14 protein-coding genes and 1 tRNA gene are annotated in these 17,745 nt (G+C 46.5%); 5 read left to right on the top strand and 10 right to left on the bottom strand.

Annotated elements, in window-relative coordinates; translation table 11 throughout:
* Positions 1-25: 25 nt before the first annotated feature.
* The 4 genes from AAFP14_RS14385 to AAFP14_RS14370 form a co-directional block, all read right to left on the bottom strand.
* On the bottom strand, positions 26-3,769 hold the full coding sequence (locus AAFP14_RS14385) for a hydantoinase B/oxoprolinase family protein (RefSeq protein ID WP_341732932.1): 3,744 nt from the start codon (positions 3,767-3,769) through the stop codon (positions 26-28).
* Positions 3,770-3,904: 135 nt separating this feature from the next.
* Entirely contained in the window at positions 3,905-4,960 is a 1,056-nt protein-coding gene (locus AAFP14_RS14380; protein WP_341732931.1) for a M20/M25/M40 family metallo-hydrolase, read from the bottom strand.
* Between the two features lie 165 nt (positions 4,961-5,125).
* Positions 5,126-5,887 carry a DUF4142 domain-containing protein gene (locus AAFP14_RS14375; RefSeq protein WP_341732930.1) on the bottom strand — a complete coding sequence of 254 codons (762 nt, stop codon included), beginning with the start codon at positions 5,885-5,887 and terminating at the stop codon, positions 5,126-5,128.
* Positions 5,888-6,047: 160 nt separating this feature from the next.
* Positions 6,048-6,971: a hypothetical protein gene (locus AAFP14_RS14370; protein WP_341732929.1), complete on the bottom strand. Its 924-nt coding sequence runs from the start codon at positions 6,969-6,971 to the stop codon at positions 6,048-6,050.
* A 448-nt stretch (positions 6,972-7,419) separates the two neighbouring features.
* On the opposite strand from AAFP14_RS14370, the gene AAFP14_RS14365 reads away from it, so the two are divergent.
* Positions 7,420-8,139 carry a class I SAM-dependent methyltransferase gene (locus AAFP14_RS14365; RefSeq protein WP_341732928.1) on the top strand — a complete coding sequence of 240 codons (720 nt, stop codon included), beginning with the start codon at positions 7,420-7,422 and terminating at the stop codon, positions 8,137-8,139.
* A gap of 99 nt (positions 8,140-8,238) precedes the next feature.
* Here the strand turns inward: AAFP14_RS14365 and AAFP14_RS14360 are convergent, their stop codons facing one another.
* A complete protein-coding gene (locus AAFP14_RS14360) occupies positions 8,239-9,336 on the bottom strand; it encodes an iron-containing redox enzyme family protein (RefSeq protein WP_341732927.1) in 1,098 nt (365 codons plus the stop codon).
* 251 nt (positions 9,337-9,587) lie between these two features.
* On the opposite strand from AAFP14_RS14360, the gene AAFP14_RS14355 reads away from it, so the two are divergent.
* Both AAFP14_RS14355 and AAFP14_RS14350 read left to right on the top strand, forming a co-directional pair.
* Complete coding sequence (locus AAFP14_RS14355) at positions 9,588-9,743, top strand: hypothetical protein (protein ID WP_341732926.1); 156 nt, start codon at positions 9,588-9,590, stop codon at positions 9,741-9,743.
* Positions 9,744-9,814: 71 nt separating this feature from the next.
* A complete protein-coding gene (locus AAFP14_RS14350; RefSeq protein ID WP_341732925.1) occupies positions 9,815-10,879 on the top strand; it encodes a potassium channel family protein in 1,065 nt (354 codons plus the stop codon).
* A 93-nt stretch (positions 10,880-10,972) separates the two neighbouring features.
* Here AAFP14_RS14350 and AAFP14_RS14345 read toward each other — a convergent pair.
* Positions 10,973-11,044, bottom strand: a tRNA-Thr gene (locus AAFP14_RS14345).
* Positions 11,045-11,134: 90 nt separating this feature from the next.
* Positions 11,135-12,922 (bottom strand): pyruvate kinase, encoded by a 1,788-nt coding sequence (gene pyk / locus AAFP14_RS14340; RefSeq protein WP_341732924.1) that lies wholly within the window; start codon positions 12,920-12,922, stop codon positions 11,135-11,137.
* A gap of 409 nt (positions 12,923-13,331) precedes the next feature.
* Between pyk and crtR the strand changes: the two genes are divergently transcribed.
* Positions 13,332-14,222 (top strand): beta-carotene hydroxylase, encoded by an 891-nt coding sequence (gene crtR, locus AAFP14_RS14335; protein ID WP_341733007.1) that lies wholly within the window; start codon positions 13,332-13,334, stop codon positions 14,220-14,222.
* A gap of 110 nt (positions 14,223-14,332) precedes the next feature.
* On the opposite strand, the gene aroH is transcribed toward crtR, so the two are convergent.
* Both aroH and sppA read right to left on the bottom strand, forming a co-directional pair.
* Positions 14,333-14,740, bottom strand: coding sequence for a chorismate mutase (aroH, locus tag AAFP14_RS14330; RefSeq protein ID WP_472851053.1), 408 nt, complete (start codon positions 14,738-14,740; stop codon positions 14,333-14,335).
* A gap of 188 nt (positions 14,741-14,928) precedes the next feature.
* The gene (gene sppA / locus AAFP14_RS14325) at positions 14,929-15,747 is read right to left on the bottom strand and encodes a signal peptide peptidase SppA (protein WP_341732923.1); all 819 of its coding nucleotides are present in this window, start codon (positions 15,745-15,747) and stop codon (positions 14,929-14,931) included.
* 216 nt (positions 15,748-15,963) lie between these two features.
* Between sppA and AAFP14_RS14320 the strand changes: the two genes are divergently transcribed.
* Positions 15,964-17,037: a DMT family transporter gene (locus AAFP14_RS14320; RefSeq protein ID WP_341732922.1), complete on the top strand. Its 1,074-nt coding sequence runs from the start codon at positions 15,964-15,966 to the stop codon at positions 17,035-17,037.
* A 33-nt stretch (positions 17,038-17,070) separates the two neighbouring features.
* Here the strand turns inward: AAFP14_RS14320 and AAFP14_RS14315 are convergent, their stop codons facing one another.
* On the bottom strand, positions 17,071-17,745 hold the full coding sequence (locus tag AAFP14_RS14315; protein WP_341732921.1) for a phage tail protein: 675 nt from the start codon (positions 17,743-17,745) through the stop codon (positions 17,071-17,073).

The following is a 17,745-nucleotide window of genomic DNA, read 5'->3' as shown; positions in this document are numbered from 1 at the left end:
ATTACCCTCAAGCGGGTGAAGGCTTTCAACCGTGAAAATCGCTATAAAAACCATATCCTCCACCCCCAGGAGTCTCGATCGCAAAAACATCCCCAAGCTGCATTTCCACAGTCGCCGTACTCCCCAACTCCTCAACTTTCCCATCAATCCTTTCCACATAATTCCGTCCCAAAACACCGTTTTCTCCCCCATTCAAACCGCAGGGAAAAATCACCCGCCGCCCCGATAAAATCCCCGCCGTCATCGCCTCCCGAAACCGCACTCGCCGCACCACACCATTCCCCCCGCGATGACATCCATTGCCGCCACTATTAGCCCGAATAGCAAAACTTTCTAACAGTACCGGAAAGCGCCATTCCAACACTTCTGGATCGGTTAAACGCGAATTAGTCATGTGAGTTTGCACCGCATCAGTACCATCAAAATCTGGACCAGCGCCAGAACCACCGCAAATTGTTTCATAATATTGATAGCGGTGATTTCCAAAGGTAAAATTATTCATAGTTCCCTGGGAAGCCGCCATCACTCCCAACGCACAATACAAAGCATCGGTAATATTCTGCGAAGTTTCCACATTACCTGCAACTACCGCCGCCGGATAGCGCGGATTCAGCATACAGCCTACGGGATTGATGATTTCTAGAGGTTTCAAACAACCTGCATTCAGAGGGATATCGTCATTTACTAAGGTGCGAAAAACATACAAAACAGCGGCTTTGCACACTGCTGCGGGAGCATTAAAATTGTTGATTTGTTGAGGAGAAGTACCAGTAAAATCTATTTTGGCACTGCGGGCTGATTTGTCAATAGTGATGGCTACTTTAATCTGTCCGCCGCTATCCATCCCATAGGTAAATTCGCCATCTTGCAACACATCAATTACCCTGCGTACCGACTCCTCAGCATTGTCTTGGACGAATCCCATATAAGCCTGTACTGTTTCTAAACCGTAATGTTCTACTATCTTGATAAGTTCTTCAGTACCGCGTTTGTTAGCGGCAATTTGTGCTTGCAAGTCGGCGATATTTTGAGCGGGATTGCGGGCTGGAAAATTGCCGGAGGTGAGAATTTCTAGTAATTGTGCTTCTTGGAATTTCCCCTCTTTTACTAGCTGAAAATTGTCCAGCAATACGCCTTCTTCAGTTACTATCGTACTGTTAGGAGGCATGGAACCGGGAGTGATGCCGCCAATATCGGCATGATGTCCTCGCGAGGCTACATAGAATAGAGGCCGAGAATTAGTATTATCAAATACTGGGGTAATAACGGTGATATCTGGCAAGTGCGTGCCGCCGTTGTAGGGATTGTTGGATACATAAACATCCCCCAGTTTAAGAGTACCATTTTTTCCTAAAATTAAAGCTGAAATACTTTCGCTCATCGAGCCTAGATGCACGGGAATGTGGGGGGCGTTGGCAACTAATTGCCCGTTTTGGTCGAAGATGGCGCAGGAAAAATCGAGGCGTTCTTTGATGTTAACTGATGAAGATGTATTTTGTAAAGTGATGCCCATTTGTTCGGCGATCGCCCTAAACAGATTATTAAAGATTTCCAGCAACACCGGATCTGCTTCAACCGTAGATAAACGGGGACGATCGGGGTTTATTTGGCTGCATCTGCGGTTTAAAATGAGATCGTTTCTGGAAGTTAATTCGGCTTCCCATCCCGGTTCAATGACATTGGTTCCCGTAGCTTCCACAATCAAGGCTGGCCCGATAATGCAGTGGTGCGATCGCAAATTCTCCCTTTTATACACAGGAGTTTCCCGCCAGCCGCCAGCCACATACATTTCGACTGTTGAAATTGGTTGCACCGGTAAGATGTCTGTGTCACAATCAGAGGCAATTATTGACCGCTCCGGCACATCCATTGTTTCTACAACTTCCACCGCAACTGCTTCCACAATCAGCGCTTTTTCTGGCATAATAAAACTGTAACGCTGTCGGTGGAATGCTTCAAATTCAGCCTGCATTATCTCAAGAGTTGGAGCGAAATTTACTGCTAAAACCGAATCGCTTCCATGATATTTTAAGTGCAGCTTCCTAATAACTAAAAGCTCTGGCTTTTCCTCTGCGGTTTCGGGGCTACTGCGGTTCAATTCCCTCTTTCCTTCAGCCTCCAATTCTGCCAAAATAGGCTGCAAATCAGTAATTAAATCGAGACTTAATTGTTGCTCGATCGCCCTTTCGCGCATAGCCCGCACATCAGCCAAACCCATACCATAGGCGGATAACACCCCCGCATAGGGGTGAATAAATACCCGTTTCATACCCAAAGCATCGGCGATCGCACAAGCGTGTTGGCCCCCCGCACCGCCGAAACAGCACAATGTATATTCCGAAACATCATAACCGCGCTGAAGCGAGATTTTTTTCACCGCATTAGCCATCTTTTCCACGGCGATCGCCAAAAAACCCTCCGCCACCTGTTCCGGTGTCCTCTCGCCCCCAATTTCCGTCGCTAATTGGACAAATTTTTGCCTGACAACCTCAGAGGCGATCGGCAAATCTGCATCCAATCCAAAAACTTTCGGGAAAAAATCCGGCTGAATTTTGCCCAACATCACATTGCAATCAGTCACCGTCAAAGGGCCACCTTTCCGATAGCAAGCAGGCCCAGGATTAGCCCCCGCAGAAGCAGGCCCAACGCGGTAACGGGCACCATCAAAAAATACAATGGAACCACCACCGGCTGCTACAGTATGAATTGCCATCACGGGCGATCGCAATCTGACACCAGCAATCTCTGTCTCAAATTCTCGTTCATATTCCCCATTAAAATGGGCAACATCGGTAGAAGTTCCGCCCATATCAAAGGTAATAATTTTATCAAAACCAGCGAGTTTACTGGTTTTAACTGCGCCGACAATTCCCCCAGCCGGACCCGATAAAATACTGTTTTTTCCTTGAAATTGGGCGGCATCAACTAAGCCGCCATTCGACTGCATAAACATTAATTTAGGGAATGGGGAATTGGGCATGGGGCTACTACTTCCTGACCCCCCCCAGCCCCCCCCTAGGGGGGAATCGGAAGGGAGTTCCTCGTTCCCAGGCTCTGCCTCGATCAATTCATTGGTTACTTGTTCGACATAGCGGCGTAAAATCGGAGATAAATAAGCATCGACAACCGCAGTATCTCCCCGCGAAACTAATTTCATTAGGGGGCTAACTTCGTGAGATACTGATATTTGGGTAAAGCCAATTTGCTTGGCAATTTCAGCCACTTGTTGTTCGTGTTCCCAGTAGCGGTAGCCGTGCATAAATACGATCGCACAACTGCGAATTCCATCATCATAGGCTTGCTGCAAAGATGGGATAAAATCGAAATTAACAGCAATTAACTCCTCACCTGTGGCGCTGTAGCGTTCAGTAACTTCGATCGCCCGATCGTACAACATTTCCGGCCGCACAATCTGACGCGCGAAGATATTCGGGCGGTTTTGGTAGCCAATTCTCAGCGCATCGCCAAAACCTTTAGTAATTAACAGCAGCGTGCGATCGCCCTTGCGTTCCAGCAAAGCATTTGTCGCCACCGTCGTCCCCATTTTAATCGCAGCAATTTCAGCCACCGGAATCGCAACATCTGTGGGAATTCCCAAAATATCTCGAATTCCTTGAACTGCGGCATCTGTGTAGCGATCGGGATTTTCCGATAGCAACTTGTGAATAATTAGTTTACCATCAGGATTTTTAGCTACAATATCAGTAAAAGTACCGCCGCGATCGATCCAAAATTGCCAGCTTTGGCGATCGACAAAATCAGCATTCATATTTTTTTCTCAACTGTAATATTTGAATAAATTAAAATTATTCAACAAAGTTACCAGCAAGTCAACTCATAAAAATCATAACTTCTCTTTTCTTCCTTCGCGCCTGAGAGCACCTTAGCGGTTTCCCAAAAATGCCTATAAACGTCGAATAGCCTCAATCAGCCCCCCACAAACACCAGCAAGAAAATCTAAATCCAAAGTTTCAATCCGATCGCTAGCTTGATGATAGTGAGGATTGCGCATATTAGCAGTATCCGTCACCATGATAGCCGGATAACCATTATCCCAAAAAGGAGCATGATCGCTGCGGCGAGTATCCGGCACAATTAAACCTCGATTCGGCACCGGCAACCACTCGCACAACTGACCAGATTTGCGAATTTTGCCACTCAAATTAATCAAATCTGGAACAGTCCGCAGATTACCAATTAAAGCAATAAAATTGCCAGAATTGGGATAAAAATATTTCAATCCACTAGGATACTTTTGGGAGTTGGGATTGTGGTTGCAATAACCCAACATTTCCAAAGAAATCATCAACCGAAGCGACTGTTTTTGTGCTTTTAACTTATCAGCATAATCCTTGCTACCGAAATAGCCGGATTCTTCCATATCGAAGGCGACTAATTTCACTGGATATTTGAGAGGTTGAAGCGCGATCGCCCTTGCGAGTTCCAACAAAACAGCCACCCCAGTACCATTATCATCGGCCCCAGGCGTACCGGGTACTGTATCGTAATGAGCGCCAATTAGAATCGGCTGTTCTAGCTTCCCCCCCTTGCTAAGGGGTAGCTGTTCTAGCTTCCCCCCCTTGCTAAGGGGTAGCTGTTCTTGCTTCCCCCCCTTGCTAAGGGGTAGCTGTTCTTGCTTCCCCCCCTTGCTAAGGGGTAGCTGTTCTAGCTTCCCCCCCTTGCTAAGGGGTAGCTGTTCTTGCTTCCCCCCCTTGCTAAGGGGTAGCTGTTCTTGCTTCCCCCCCTTGCTAAGGGGGGGACTGAGGGGGGGTAAATCCAAAATAAAATTGTGATGAATCCGGCCGCGCACCGCAAAATCATCTATTTCTACAGTTCCCCACTGTGTCAACTGTTCGCGGATGTATTGCTGGACATAGAAATGTCCACCTGATGCGAGGTATGGGTGGCGATCGCGTACAATTTGAATCAGATGAGTGTGCAAGCGTTCCTTAAGATTCATGCAGGGTGTTAGTCGCTGACTAAAATCAAATTATATTCTGTTTGAGCGGGAAGTTTAATCAGTCAAAAAATATTAATTTATATAAATTTTTAAATCTTAAACTTTAATCAAGTCAGAGACAAGTTGAGTCCGATCGCATTTAAGGCGATCGGACTAGACCTAAGATTAACGATTGGTGGTATTTCCTGCCATCTGGTTAATCATTTGTAAGTGTGCCTGAAGGTTAGGCAAAATATTAGTTGCCCAAGCTTTCACATCCGCATCTTGTCCCTGTTGAGACTCAGCCTTAAACAGAGCAATAGCCTGATTGTGACTGTCGAGCATTACTTGTTTGTAAGCTGCATCAAAACTGGTACCGGAGAGTCCAGAAAGTCGATCGCTCACCGCTTTATTCTGGCTGCTCAACTCTGTTGGCACTTGCACACCCTTCTCCATGGCTAACTGCATCAGTTCTTGAGTTACCTGGGTGTGTTCCTCAACCATTTTTGCACCGTGCTGTTTGACAGCATTGCTAGCACCGCGCTCCACAGCTAGCCTGCCTAGCTGTACTTCCAACATATTACTTCCAGCAGCTTGGAGAACAAAGTTTCTGTCTGTGCTGCTGAGAGAACTAGGAGAATTATCCCCCGTCGGAGTGTTGAGAGAACGACCGGGATTGTTATTATTGCTGGGAGTATTGGGAGCGTTGTCAGAAGGAGTCCCATTGTTATTATTGTTGTTGATATCACTCCCAGGATAGGCGGGAGAATCAGGAGTGTTGGGAGTGTTTTGAGCCAGCTCCAAAACTCGATCGCCAGACTGATTAAAGCTCTGAGGATGCGGGTTTAATTCTGCGATTCCCGGCAGAGCCATTAAGGAACTAACGCCAGCAATGCCGGTAAAAGTAGCCAATTGTTTGAAAAAATTTGAACGATTAAGTGGATTCATGAATTTCTAAGCCTCTAAGTTTTTCAAAGCACGATCGCCTATGCTGCATGGCGACACCAGAATTATTTACCGATGGGGGGCAAAAGTGCGATCGTGCGAGATTGTCTGTTAAATAGATCCCACTCAGGGCATGGGTGAAAAAACGGACGCGATCGCGCAACTAAAGTTGGGAAGGTGTACCCCTTTTCCGAAACAAATTGAGCAAACCAAAGATGCCCAGGGCACCAAGCCACCCGTAATTATGCGGGCGATCGCGCCTCGCACTCAAAACACCAGAATTGGCCCCAGCGGGTGCTGCCGTTGTACCCGTTGTACCTGTAGCGTCCGCACCGGTATCGGTTGTGCCAGTTGTGCCCGTTGTGCCCGTTGTGCCCGTTGTGCCCGTTGTACCCGTTGTACCTGTAGTGCCCGCACCGCTGGTTCCCGTACCGCTTGTACCAGTTGTACCCGTTGTATCTGTAGCGCCCGTACCAGTGATACCGCTTGTACCAGTTGTGCCACTTGTGCCAGTTGTACCAGTTGTACCAGTTGTACCAGTTGTACCCGTACTATTCGTACCATTCGTACCAGTTGTACCAGTCGTACTCGTGGTGCCGGTACCCGTTGTGCCAGTAGAGCTCGGACTCGTACCAGTTGTACTCGTGCTACCGCTTGTACCCGCGCCGGTACCCGTTGTGCCAGTAGAGTTCGGACTCGTACCAGTCGTACTCGTGCTACCACTTGTACCCGCGCCGGTACCCGTTGTGTCAGTAGAGCTCGGACTCGTACCAGTCGTACTCGTGCTACCGCTTGTACCAGCGCCGGTACCCGTTGTGCCAGTAGAGCTCGGACTCGTACTATTGGTACCATTCGTACCAGTCGTACCAGTCGTACTCGTGCTACCGCTTGTACCCCCACCAGTACCCGTTGTGTCAGTAGAGCTCGGACTCGTACCCGTCGTACTCGTGCTACCGCTTGTACCCGCGCCAGTACCTGCACCGCCCCCTCCCGACTGTGCAGAAGCAGGCACTCCCAAGCCAACCGTGGCTAGACTAAAAGTACAAGCGCCTGTTAAAACAAACTTCAACAATTTAGAAGATTTCATGATCGTGCTTGCTTTTTCCTTGTAGAGTTCTGCGATCGCTTAATATTCCCAAACCGCAGGGTCGAGTTGACAGCACAACCTGCAATTTTTCCAACATTCAGTGGGAAATAATGAAAATAAAAGATGAAAGTTCGCCCATTTCCATTGATGATTTACCCACTGAACAATTACCCCTCTAAGTTCATAGCTTCTACCTTATAACTTCCGCTATCGGCTCGCCATTCATCTTTAGGAAGATTTGGGGAAATCGCCTTAATTTTACTCTTTTGATTGTAGGATTTTAGCTTTATTGATGAGAACAGCTAGGCTGTAACACTTATTTTTTGAGGGCTACTACGACAATCACAAAATAGCGATTTCCTAATTGCCTAAGATAACCCTTATGACAGATGGTTTGAATATTGCTAATTCGTTAAATTGAAAAAAAGTAGTTCTTGTTACATATTATATGATCACTTCATCTTACCCTCTGAAACAGGTATTCCACTGTCCTGAAGAATCTAATTTTTACGCGCAGTGCCTGGAAAATTTAGTGTTAAATGCTAGCGACAATTCTCAACTCATCGTAGAGTTTGGTTCTGGAGAGGGAAGCCCAGTTATTAAGTCTTTGTTGAGAACTAGCTTTGAGGGAAAAATTCACGGTTTTGAGCTAAATAATGTGGCTTGGAAAATTGCTCAATCTCAGATTCTAGAATATGAGCTGACCGAACAATATGTCGTTCACAATTGCTCTTTTTTTGATTCACCTTTATATAAGCAAGCGGATTGTTTGATTTCAAATCCGCCTTATCTGCCCGCTGCGGATGACAAAATTTACCAGCCACTATTGCATGGCGGAACTGATGGCTCGACCATTGCTAAGCGACTTTTGTCTACGGGATGTGAAAAAGTTTTACTGATGGTTTCTAGCTATTCTAATCCGCTGGCTTTGATTGATTATGCCTTGGCTCAAGGTTACTCCGTGGCGGGTTTTGAGATTTCACCTTTGAGTTTTGGCTATTACAGTTCCGAACCCAAGGTGAAAAATGCGATCGCCACTCTCCGAGAACAGGGAAAGGCTTTTTATTCTCGAAACATCTATCTGCTGGCCGGTGTTTTGTTTAAGCAGCAGCAAAAGTCCCACAGGGATTTATCCGGGGAGTTAATGCAGTTGATGACTGTGTTGTAAAAGTTTTATGGGTGGGGGCGGGTTTATGAGATTGTGGGTCGATCGGCAATTATTGTCTGTGAACCCGCCCCTACCCAACGGCTAATCCCCATCTACCTGTTAATTTTGTTCGGCGGCTTGGATCGATCGCACCACAGCAGCCCCAGCCCGATCGCCGATCAGTTTCTCCTGATCGTAGCCCAACACCAGTTCCCAGGCATCCTCCGGGTATTTGTCCGCTAGTGGCAGAGCTACTTCATCCAACATCCAGCGCCCGTGACGCTCGTCTTCTCGGATGTGCAGTTCCCAGTAACCCATTGCAGCCTGGGAAAGACCCAAACGCTGGGCCGCTGCGAGATAATTCCTGTAGGCGACTGGTCCAGCTACTTCAAAATAGGTCAGTCCGCCGTTGTAGCGCAGAAAATGGCGCTTGCGTTCTGTCAGCAAGAAGTTGTGATTGGCGCCAGCAAGCACTTGCCAAGGCACTAAGTCAAAGTATGCTTCCGGTTGCGTACTCATGCCGAATTCTGCCAGCATTTGGGCAAAATAGGTCGAGTGCTTGCGGGCGAGACGACCGCCACCGTATTCTTCGATCAGCACCCGTGTCAGGGTACATTGGATTTCGTTGGCGGCACCGCCGAGGATGCGGGAAAGGCGGCTGGCTTCTACTAAACCATCGAAAGAGGCGATCGCCAGCAAGTGCCGATATCCCTCTACAGTCATCTCTTCCCGCAAATAGCGATCGGCAAAAGTTAGCGGAGGATCGACATCAGCAGCAGCGCGATCGCGTAGAGCTTGCTTGACATCTAACTTGTGCAGCCGTGGGAGGTCAATGTGTGCCAGTTCCCACTGTTGCCAAGGTTCCTCAATCCGATCGCGCACGGAACGCAAATAGTGCGATCGCTCGTTGTTGTAGTGACGCAAATCGTCGTACCAAAATAAGTTGAGTCTGTTGATGCGGTACAGCACCCGCTGCAAAAAGCGGTGTGCCGCATCATCGTTTGAGGATTCCTGGTAAGCCGATCGAACAGCCACAGCGATCGCACTTTCCAAATCACTAACAAGTAACGGTTTTGCCGCCACCGTTTTGTCTAAATCATCAACATCTAACAAGTTGACAAATTGTTGCTCTGCTGTTTCGTAGGTTGTAGCTGTTATTTGTTGCTTTTGCAGACTCGACGATTCAGTTTTTGATGATATATCTAGGGTGCTGTGCATGAAATCAAATTATGCTAATTTTAATCAGTTTACTCTCGATCCAAACAGCCAATCTTTAGCGATTGCTGAGGATTGCGGCTACTACTATTCAAAATAGCTAATATCTTTGCCCAATACACCTTTCTCTTGATAGATATTTGACTATACCCTCGGTGATGTCAGTCTCAAATTTAATAAATCTCTCCCCTCGCTTGTGGTCATAGCCTAAATTTTACTACGAAATCTAAATCAGTTAACCAGCGGATGGTACGGTGATATTGTGGAATTTGAATGTGGATAATTTGCTGGTGGAGGGTTGCAATTTAACCCGCAATTCTCTTCAGGTTAAGTCTGTGCTTAATGAAAGCGATCGCCACTTATGCGACGGAATTAGCGATCGAGAAAAAGGGCGATCGCCTGAATATTAATCGATCGCCATAAGTACGCCAAAAATAGTTAAACTTGGTAACACATAATCGGTAATAGGTCAGCCCCATCAGTGTATTCTATCCTCGAACAAAAGTATCAGCGACTGCAAAAAGAGTTAATGGGCGGTGTCATGGCCCTTGGTGGCATTTTCTGCACAGGTACTCTCTGGTATTGGCTGGTGGAACAATGGTCCCTACTCGATGCGGCTTACATGACCGTATTTACCCTAGCAACAGTGGGCTACGGCGAACTTCATCCCCTCGGTAAACGCGGGCGAATGTTTACCATGTGCCTAATTTTGATGGGTGTTATTGCTATTGGTTTTATTGTTAACCGCTTTACAGAAGCCCTCATTCAAGGATATTTTCAGGAAGGAGCAAGAATTAGGCAACAACGGCGCTTGGTAGATTCTTTGATTGGGCATTACATTCTCTGCGGTTTTGGGCGCACTGGGCGTCAGATTGCTGTGGAATTTCAGGCAGAAAATATCTCTTTTGTGGTGATAGATTCGGCGGTGCAGTCGGTGGAGGCAGCTTTGGCCCTGGGATATACGGCGGTGCAAGGGGATGCGACTCTCGATGAAATTTTGCTGAGTGTGGGAGTCGATCGGGCAATTTGTATCGTAGCAGCTTTGCCTTCGGATGCTGAGAATTTATACACTGTGCTGTCAGCGAAAACCCTGAACCCTAAGATACGGGCGATCGCCCGCGCCACCACAGAAGAAGCAGTACAGAAGTTGCAGCGGGGTGGTGCCGATGCTGTCGTATCCCCCTACATCACTGGGGGAAAGCGGATGGCGGCGGCTGCTTTGCGCCCTCAAGTTATGGATTTTTTAGACGGTGTTTTGACCGGTACCGAGAGTTCTTTTTACATGGAAGAATTTCTGGTAGATCCCAAGAGTTGTGTCTACGTCGGAGAAACTTTGAGAGATGCCAAATTGCGATCGCAATCGGGGGCCTTAGTTTTAGCAGTGCGGCGCGCTAGCGGGACTTTGATTGTCGGGCCAACCGGAGAAACCGCGATTTGTGGAGGAGATATGCTGATTTGTTTGGGTACTGCGGAACAATTGCGCGTACTAAATCAAATCCTCAGTCCCTTAAAAGCTCGTCAGACTCGCCCACCAAACCACACCTAAATCATAGACAAACCATAGACAAGTCCTAGACAAAATAAACGTTATACAGCTCGTGAATGCTGTATAACCCTTGAAAATATGTGGTTTGTTGTAAGCCGATGGCGGGATTTGAACCCGCGACCGACCGATTACGAATCGGTTACTCTACCACTGAGCTACATCGGCACAGACAATTAAAAATATTAGCACAACCGCCAGAAAAAAAGCAATGAGTTGTAGAATTTAAACCCTACAACTCATCACTCAGAACTGCCATCAAACATCCAGTTCGCCGTCAGTCCCGCCACCTCTAGCACCGGAATAAACTAAACCCCGCTGCATATCCAGCGTCAGCATAGTGCCGTCCCGAATCACTTGGGTGGCATTCTTGACGCCCACCATCACCGGTACGCCCAAACGCAAACCAATAATCGCCGCGTGAGAAGTCAAACTTTCTTCCTCCGTCACCACACCTGCTGCTTTCCGAATCATCTCCACAAAGTCAGCGCTAGTGTGGTTGACTACCAAAATGTCTCCTGGGTGGAAATTCGCCACATCCGCAGCAGTGTGAGCTACCCTGGCCATACCGCTGACTGAGCCTAGCCCCACACCGGTTCCCTTACCCAAAACCGCTGTCACTACCTCAACTTTGATCAAATCCGTTGAACCCGCTACCCCTTGCAGAGTACCGGCGGTCATCACTACCAAGTCTCCGTCGGAGAGCAACTCTTTTTCCTGGGCGACATTGATTGCAGATTGAAATGTCTGACCGGTCGAGGGCAAATCTAGCACCAGCAGCGGTTTTACTCCCCACACCAGTTGCAGTTGTCTCGCCACGTCTACGTGGGGAGTAACTGCCAAAATCGGAGTTTTTGGTCGGAACTTCGACACATTTCTGGCTGTAGCACCGGTTTTGGTCAGCGTCATAATCGCCGCTGCATTCAACTGTTCGGAAATTTGGCTGACAGCTTGACTGATGCCGTTGGGGATCGATCGACCAATATCTTCTACATTCCTAATATTGCCCCGAATTCCTTCTCTCTCCATCCGCACCGCAATTCTTGCCATCGTCGCCACTGCTTCCACTGGGAAGTCGCCTACGGCGGTTTCATTGGAGAGCATCACCGCATCAGTCCCGTCGAGAATCGCGTTGGCCACGTCGGAAATTTCGGCGCGGGTGGGACGAGGATTGTGAAGCATACTATCGAGCATCTGGGTAGCGGTAATCACCGGAATTCCCATGCGGTTAGAAGTCGCAATCAGTCGCTTTTGCAAAATCGGCACGTCTTCTGCCGGCAGTTCTACTCCCAAGTCCCCGCGGGCAACCATCACTCCGTTACACAAGGCCAGAATTGCCTCCATTTGTTCGATCGCCTCGTGCTTTTCGATCTTAGCAATAACAGGTACTTGCTTACCGGCACTGGCAATCAGCTCTTTAATTTCCAACATATCCTGGGGATTCCGCACAAAGCTCAGAGCTACCCAATCCACACCTTGGTCGAGTCCGAACATTAAATCTTTGCGGTCTTTATCGGTCAGCGCTTTAATTGACAGGTATACTCCTGGAAAATTCACGCCTTTGTTGTTGGAAAGTGGCCCGCCGACCACAACGCGACAGTACAATTCCCGCGACACCCGGTCTACTTTTTCCACCCGCATTTCCACTTTCCCGTCATCTAGCAAAATCATCGCTCCCTCGGGAACTTCGTCTGCTAGGGGTTCGTAGGTTACTGAGGAAATCATCTCAGTCCCTGGAACTGGGCGACTGGTTAAAATGAACGGATCGCCATTTTTGACCACAATCGACCCTGTTTCAAAGCGACCTAAGCGAATTTTCGGGCCTTGGAGGTCTTGCAGGATTGCCACCGGCTGATTTAGTTCAAAGGATGTTTGCCGGATTAAGCGAATGCTCCGTTGGTGGTCTTCTTCTGAGCCGTGAGAAAAGTTGAGTCGCAAAGTTGTCGCACCTGCTTCTATGAGGTTCCGCAGCACTTGTGGATCAGAGGTGGCGGGGCCAATGGTGGCGACGATTTTAGTCCGGCGTAAGGCTTTTGGCAGTTGCATGAATTGAGATGGGGTGGCTGGAGGATTTATTGTGTAATTTTCGGCTAACGTTTCATGTTTGAGTAAAAGCAATGACGCTAGTTGTCTTAATTCTTAAAAATTTTTCGATGGTTTAGACCGCAGGTATTGACCAATATATACAATATCTGACTTTTTACCCATCCGTAATCTTTTCTTTTCGATCGCCACAGCTTCCCAATATTTTTTGTATACTACTTGACAAATTTACAAATATACCCATTTATTTTTTGGTAGTTTGCCAACAGCTTGGTGTGACTCTCCTGTGACTGGAATTTGGTGTACAGGAGTGGCGATCGAGATTAGATACACTTATTTCACAAAACTTTACTATTGGGAGCCTTGTATCTTATACTACGCAAGTGTGAAATATTAAGGAGTGCTAACAAAAATGTCGGAGGCAGGACGGCCACTGACAGTGCCGAAAGAGTTTCTGAGTCCTCCAGGTGACTTCAATCCGACGCTGTTGCTATTTTTGAGTGCATTAGCGATTATCGTGATTTCATACTGGGGTTTCTGGTATGGGGAATGGCCCCAATGGTGCTGTTTTTTCCTGAATGTTCTGGCTTTGCACATGGCTGGAACAGTGATTCACGATGCGTCTCATAATGCAGCGCACCGCGATCGCGCCATTAACGCTATTTTGGGACACGGTAGCGCCCTGATGTTGGGTTTTGCTTTTCCCGTGTTTACACGGGTACATATGCAGCATCACGCTCACGTTAACGATCCAGATAACGATCCAGACCATTATGTTTCTACCGGCGGGCCTCTGTGGTTAATTGCTGCGAGGTTTTTTTACCACGAGATTTTCTTCTTTAAGCGCAAACTGTGGCGAAAAAACGAACTTTGGGAATGGTTTTTCAGCCGTTTATTTGTGATCGGAGTGGTGTATATCTCCATTCAATACGACCATTTAGGTTACGTGCTGAATTTTTGGTTTTCTCCTGCTTTAGTGGTGGGGTTAGCCTTGGGGTTATTTTTTGATTATTTGCCACACCGTCCATTTCACGAGCGCGATCGCTGGAAAAATGCCAGAGTATATCCTAGTCCAATTCTAAATATCTTAATTTTGGGTCAGAATTATCACCTGATTCATCACCTGTGGCCTTCAATTCCTTGGTACAACTACAAGCCAGCTTATGAAGCTGTCAAGCCGCTATTAGATGAAAAAGGTTCTCCTCAAAGCTTGGGAATATTAGAAGGGAAAAAGGACTTTTGGAGTTTTATATATGACATCTTTTTAGGGATTAGGTTGCATCACAAGAAAGCGTCTGATTGACAAAAACCCGGTTTCTCCAAGAAGCCGGGTTTTTTTAGGTAGAAGCGTGCGTAAGTCTTGTCTAAAAAAAATTAACCAGTATGCGATCGCTTCTCTAAGCCAAAAATTTATTATTTCTCCCCAGCCACCGCAACTGCTAAATTCCAATCCGGCCGCAAATTTTGAGCTCCCCGCAAATAAGGATGATAAATTTCGGTATGTGCTGGCCAATTGACGTGAATTAAAAACCGGATGCAACGTTCCAAAGCACCCTGGACATACATCTGCTGCACGTCCAATAAGGGAACATTACACCAACGGGGACGTTCGCGGGCGATCGCGGCAGGAAACACAGCATCTAAATCACGAGTGACAGAAAACGTAGCACTAATAATTAATTCAGGATCTAAATGATTTCTTGCTTCTAATTCATCTAATAATTCTCTCACCGCATCTCGAATTGCTTCTACCGAATTGTCGCTGGCAGTAGTTGCCCCGCGAATCGCCCGCACTTGCCATTCCACGCAAATATTCTCCATTTTTTTGTTATTAGTCATTAGTTATTAGTGATTAGTTATTGGTCATTAGTTATTGGTCATTAGTTATTCGTTAGCTGTTAGGTATTTGCGCTCAGCAATCTTGACTTGTTAGCTAATGACCGCTGACTGCTGACTGCTGACTAATGACTAATGACTAATGACTAATCACTAATAACTAATTTATTTAATCACGGGCGATACAGCCACAGTGGCAAACCACTAGCAGACAGCTCGAATTCCAGCCAACTTTTGTAAGCTGAAAGCCCCGATGTATCCAGACTACTCCCCAAGACGCGATTTAGGAAAGGTTTTGGTTTTTCCAGAGTGCACAACTCAGTTTTTTCCGGGTCAAGTCCCGCCAGTTCGGCAGTCTGGCGACGGGCATCCTCTTGAGTACCCAATCTATCCACCAAACCCAACTCTAAGGCTTGCTGGCCCGTGAAAACACGACCATCGGCAAAACTTTTAACTTGTTCAATAGGCAGTTTTCGGGCTACCGCCACTGTTTCTATGAATTGCTGATAGCTGGTGTCGATCAAATCTTGCAAAATTTGCTGTTCTGGTGAGGTTAATTCGCGATCGAATGACAAAATATCTTTATATGGCCCAGATTTGATGACCTTAAAAGAAACACCGACCTTTTCCAATAGCCGTTCTAGATTATTACCCCGGATAATTACACCAATGCTACCGGTAATCGTACCTGGATTAGCCACGATATATTCGGCACCCATACCGATGTAAACTCCCCCAGAAGCCGAAATATTGCCAAAACTGGCAACTATTTTGACTTTTTCGCCCAAACGCTTCAGGGCGCTGTAAATTTCCTGGGAATCCCCCACAGTGCCACCAGGAGAGTCTATCCGCAGCAGCAAAGCGGGAAATTTGCGTTCTTCAACGGTTTTGAGGGCTTCTAGAACTCGTTTGCGAGTTTCTCCAGCAATGGCGCCAGTGATTTCGATGTGAGCGATTTGTTTACGGTAGCGAGGCTTGAATGGCCAAATCATGGGCAGTTTTCGCGCAATGTGAAATTGTGTAGCTAACTTATAGTGTGCCTTATCCGAAGGAAGAACGAAGCAGGAACAACGAAGAAGTTACCCCCTTACCCCCACAGAGTCCGATCGCACTTCATCCAACATCAATATATAATTGTAAAAATTGCTTAACAAAACTACATCATCACCACGAGAGTCACTCTCATCAATTATCAGGAGCCCTCCGCCATGCAGCTAAAAATTACCGATTCCAAACTGCCTTTCGCGCCACTGTTGCTAATTGCGCCGTTTTTCCTGTGGGGAACCGCCATGGTAGCCATGAAAGGAGTCATGCCCCACACGACTCCGCTGTTTGTGGCTGTCGTGCGTTTGATGCCGGCAGGCGTGTTGGTGCTCCTAGCCGCCGCCTTTATGGGAAAATCACAGCCCCAGGGCTGGAAAGCTTGGCTGTGGATTTCGTTGTTTGCCTTAGTTGACGGTACTTTGTTTCAAGGCTTTTTAGCAGAAGGTTTGGCCAGAACCGGTGCGGGTTTAGGTTCGGTGATGATTGACTCTCAGCCGCTAGCTGTGGCGATATTGTGTTTGTGGCTGTTTCAAGAAAAAATTGGTTTTTGGGGCTGGTTGGGATTAGTTATTGGTGTGATTGGGATTAGTTTAATTGGGTTGCCGGATAGCTGGATTTTGGGACTGTTTCATCCTGAAAATGTCCAGGTTTCTGCTGATGTCGGACAGTTGTTTGAGGGTGGAGAATGGCTGATGCTGTTGGCAGCCTTGTCGATGGCTGTGGGTACGGTTTTGGTGCGCTGGGTTTGCCGTTATGTTGACCCAGTGGTGGCGACTGGTTGGCACATGATTTTGGGTGGTTTGCCACTGTTAGCAATTTCGGCTGCAACAGAATCTGAGCAATTTGTCAATATCGATTTTTCGGGTTGGATGGCGTTAGGTTATTCTACAGTGTTCGGAAGTGCGATCGCCTACGGTTTGTTCTTTTATTTTGCTTCAAGCGGCAGTCTCACCAGTTTAAGTTCTTTAACATTTTTAACACCAGTTTTTGCCTTATTGTTCGGCAATTTGTTTTTGGGTGAAGTCCTGAATCCGCTGCAATCGATGGGAGTTGGGTTAACTTTGGTGAGCATTTATTTGATTAATCAGCGGGATACTTTGGCTGATAAATGGCGAAAAGTGCGCGACGGCGAAGTAAATGCTGAGGAAGAAGCTACAGGTTTATTAGAGTCATCTGAATTGAATCCTGTAGAGTTACCGGTGCAGTTGCGGGTGAGTGAATTGGAGTCGGAAGTTTAGCCAGTGGAAAAGTTTATCCAAAATTTGCTAAGTTTACCACTCGTCTTCTAAAACCATCACAATTTCTTTGCTTGCAATCTCTACCACAAAACTGTTCAAACTGGGATTGTCTTGGTAACAAGCCATCAAAACTTTATGCTTGCTATATTGTTGGGAAATTGTCCTATAATATTCGGGATTCTTAGCGTCAATTCTAAAATTATGTTTCTTTATAAGTTCCTTATTTAACGTCTCTAAACAATTCTTTAATTTAGACTTTTTCTTCTTGTCTTGATAATAAAGTGGCAACAACCAACACTCAATAGAGTGTACTGATATAGCCCAAATGATTTGCTGTTGACATTTACTGTAGAAATCTTCGCCAATTTCCTGTTTAAACTTTTCAATCACTTTTACAATCAACTCTTCAGGAGTAAATTCACCATTTTCATCTTGCTGTGGGATACCATACTCTTCTGAAACATCCGTATCTATTTGGATAATTATATAATCATTAGATTGAAAGGATAATTGAAAATCTATTGAACGGCAATAAGCAAAAACTTGACTCCAACTACCATAACCTGTAAATTTGTTTTCGTCATTTTCATCTCTTTCTGGTTGAAGCCATGTAATATCTAGATCGGGATTGTTGAAATACCCTCGTAAAATATTTTCAATCACAATCTGGTCAGTCAATCCCTCAGTAATTAATCCTAAATTAATCAT

This window comes from Microcoleus sp. EPA2, assembly GCA_020882975.1.
Classification (GTDB): Bacteria; Cyanobacteriota; Cyanobacteriia; order Cyanobacteriales; family Microcoleaceae; genus Microcoleus.
The sequence above is the reverse complement of the archived record's forward strand: the minus strand, read 5'-3'. Positions and strand labels throughout refer to the sequence as shown.

Bases quoted from the DNA above. Each gene is read 5' to 3' on its own strand.
- AAFP14_RS14375 (WP_341732930.1), bottom strand. From the start codon at position 5,887: ATGAATCCACTTAATCGTTCAAATTTTTTCAAACAATTGGCTACTTTT.
- sppA (WP_341732923.1), bottom strand. From the start codon at position 15,747: ATGATTTGGCCATTCAAGCCTCGCTACCGTAAACAAATCGCTCACATC.
- AAFP14_RS14320 (WP_341732922.1), top strand. From the start codon at position 15,964: ATGCAGCTAAAAATTACCGATTCCAAACTGCCTTTCGCGCCACTGTTG.
- AAFP14_RS14365 (WP_341732928.1), top strand. From the start codon at position 7,420: ATGATCACTTCATCTTACCCTCTGAAACAGGTATTCCACTGTCCTGAA.
- pyk (WP_341732924.1), bottom strand. From the start codon at position 12,922: ATGCAACTGCCAAAAGCCTTACGCCGGACTAAAATCGTCGCCACCATT.
- AAFP14_RS14315 (WP_341732921.1), bottom strand. From the start codon at position 17,745: ATGATTAATTTAGGATTAATTACTGAGGGATTGACTGACCAGATTGTG.
- AAFP14_RS14360 (WP_341732927.1), bottom strand. From the start codon at position 9,336: ATGCACAGCACCCTAGATATATCATCAAAAACTGAATCGTCGAGTCTG.
- AAFP14_RS14380 (WP_341732931.1), bottom strand. From the start codon at position 4,960: ATGAATCTTAAGGAACGCTTGCACACTCATCTGATTCAAATTGTACGC.
- AAFP14_RS14385 (WP_341732932.1), bottom strand. From the start codon at position 3,769: ATGAATGCTGATTTTGTCGATCGCCAAAGCTGGCAATTTTGGATCGAT.
- AAFP14_RS14370 (WP_341732929.1), bottom strand. From the start codon at position 6,971: ATGAAATCTTCTAAATTGTTGAAGTTTGTTTTAACAGGCGCTTGTACT.
- aroH (WP_472851053.1), bottom strand. From the start codon at position 14,740: ATGGAGAATATTTGCGTGGAATGGCAAGTGCGGGCGATTCGCGGGGCA.
- crtR (WP_341733007.1), top strand. From the start codon at position 13,332: ATGTCGGAGGCAGGACGGCCACTGACAGTGCCGAAAGAGTTTCTGAGT.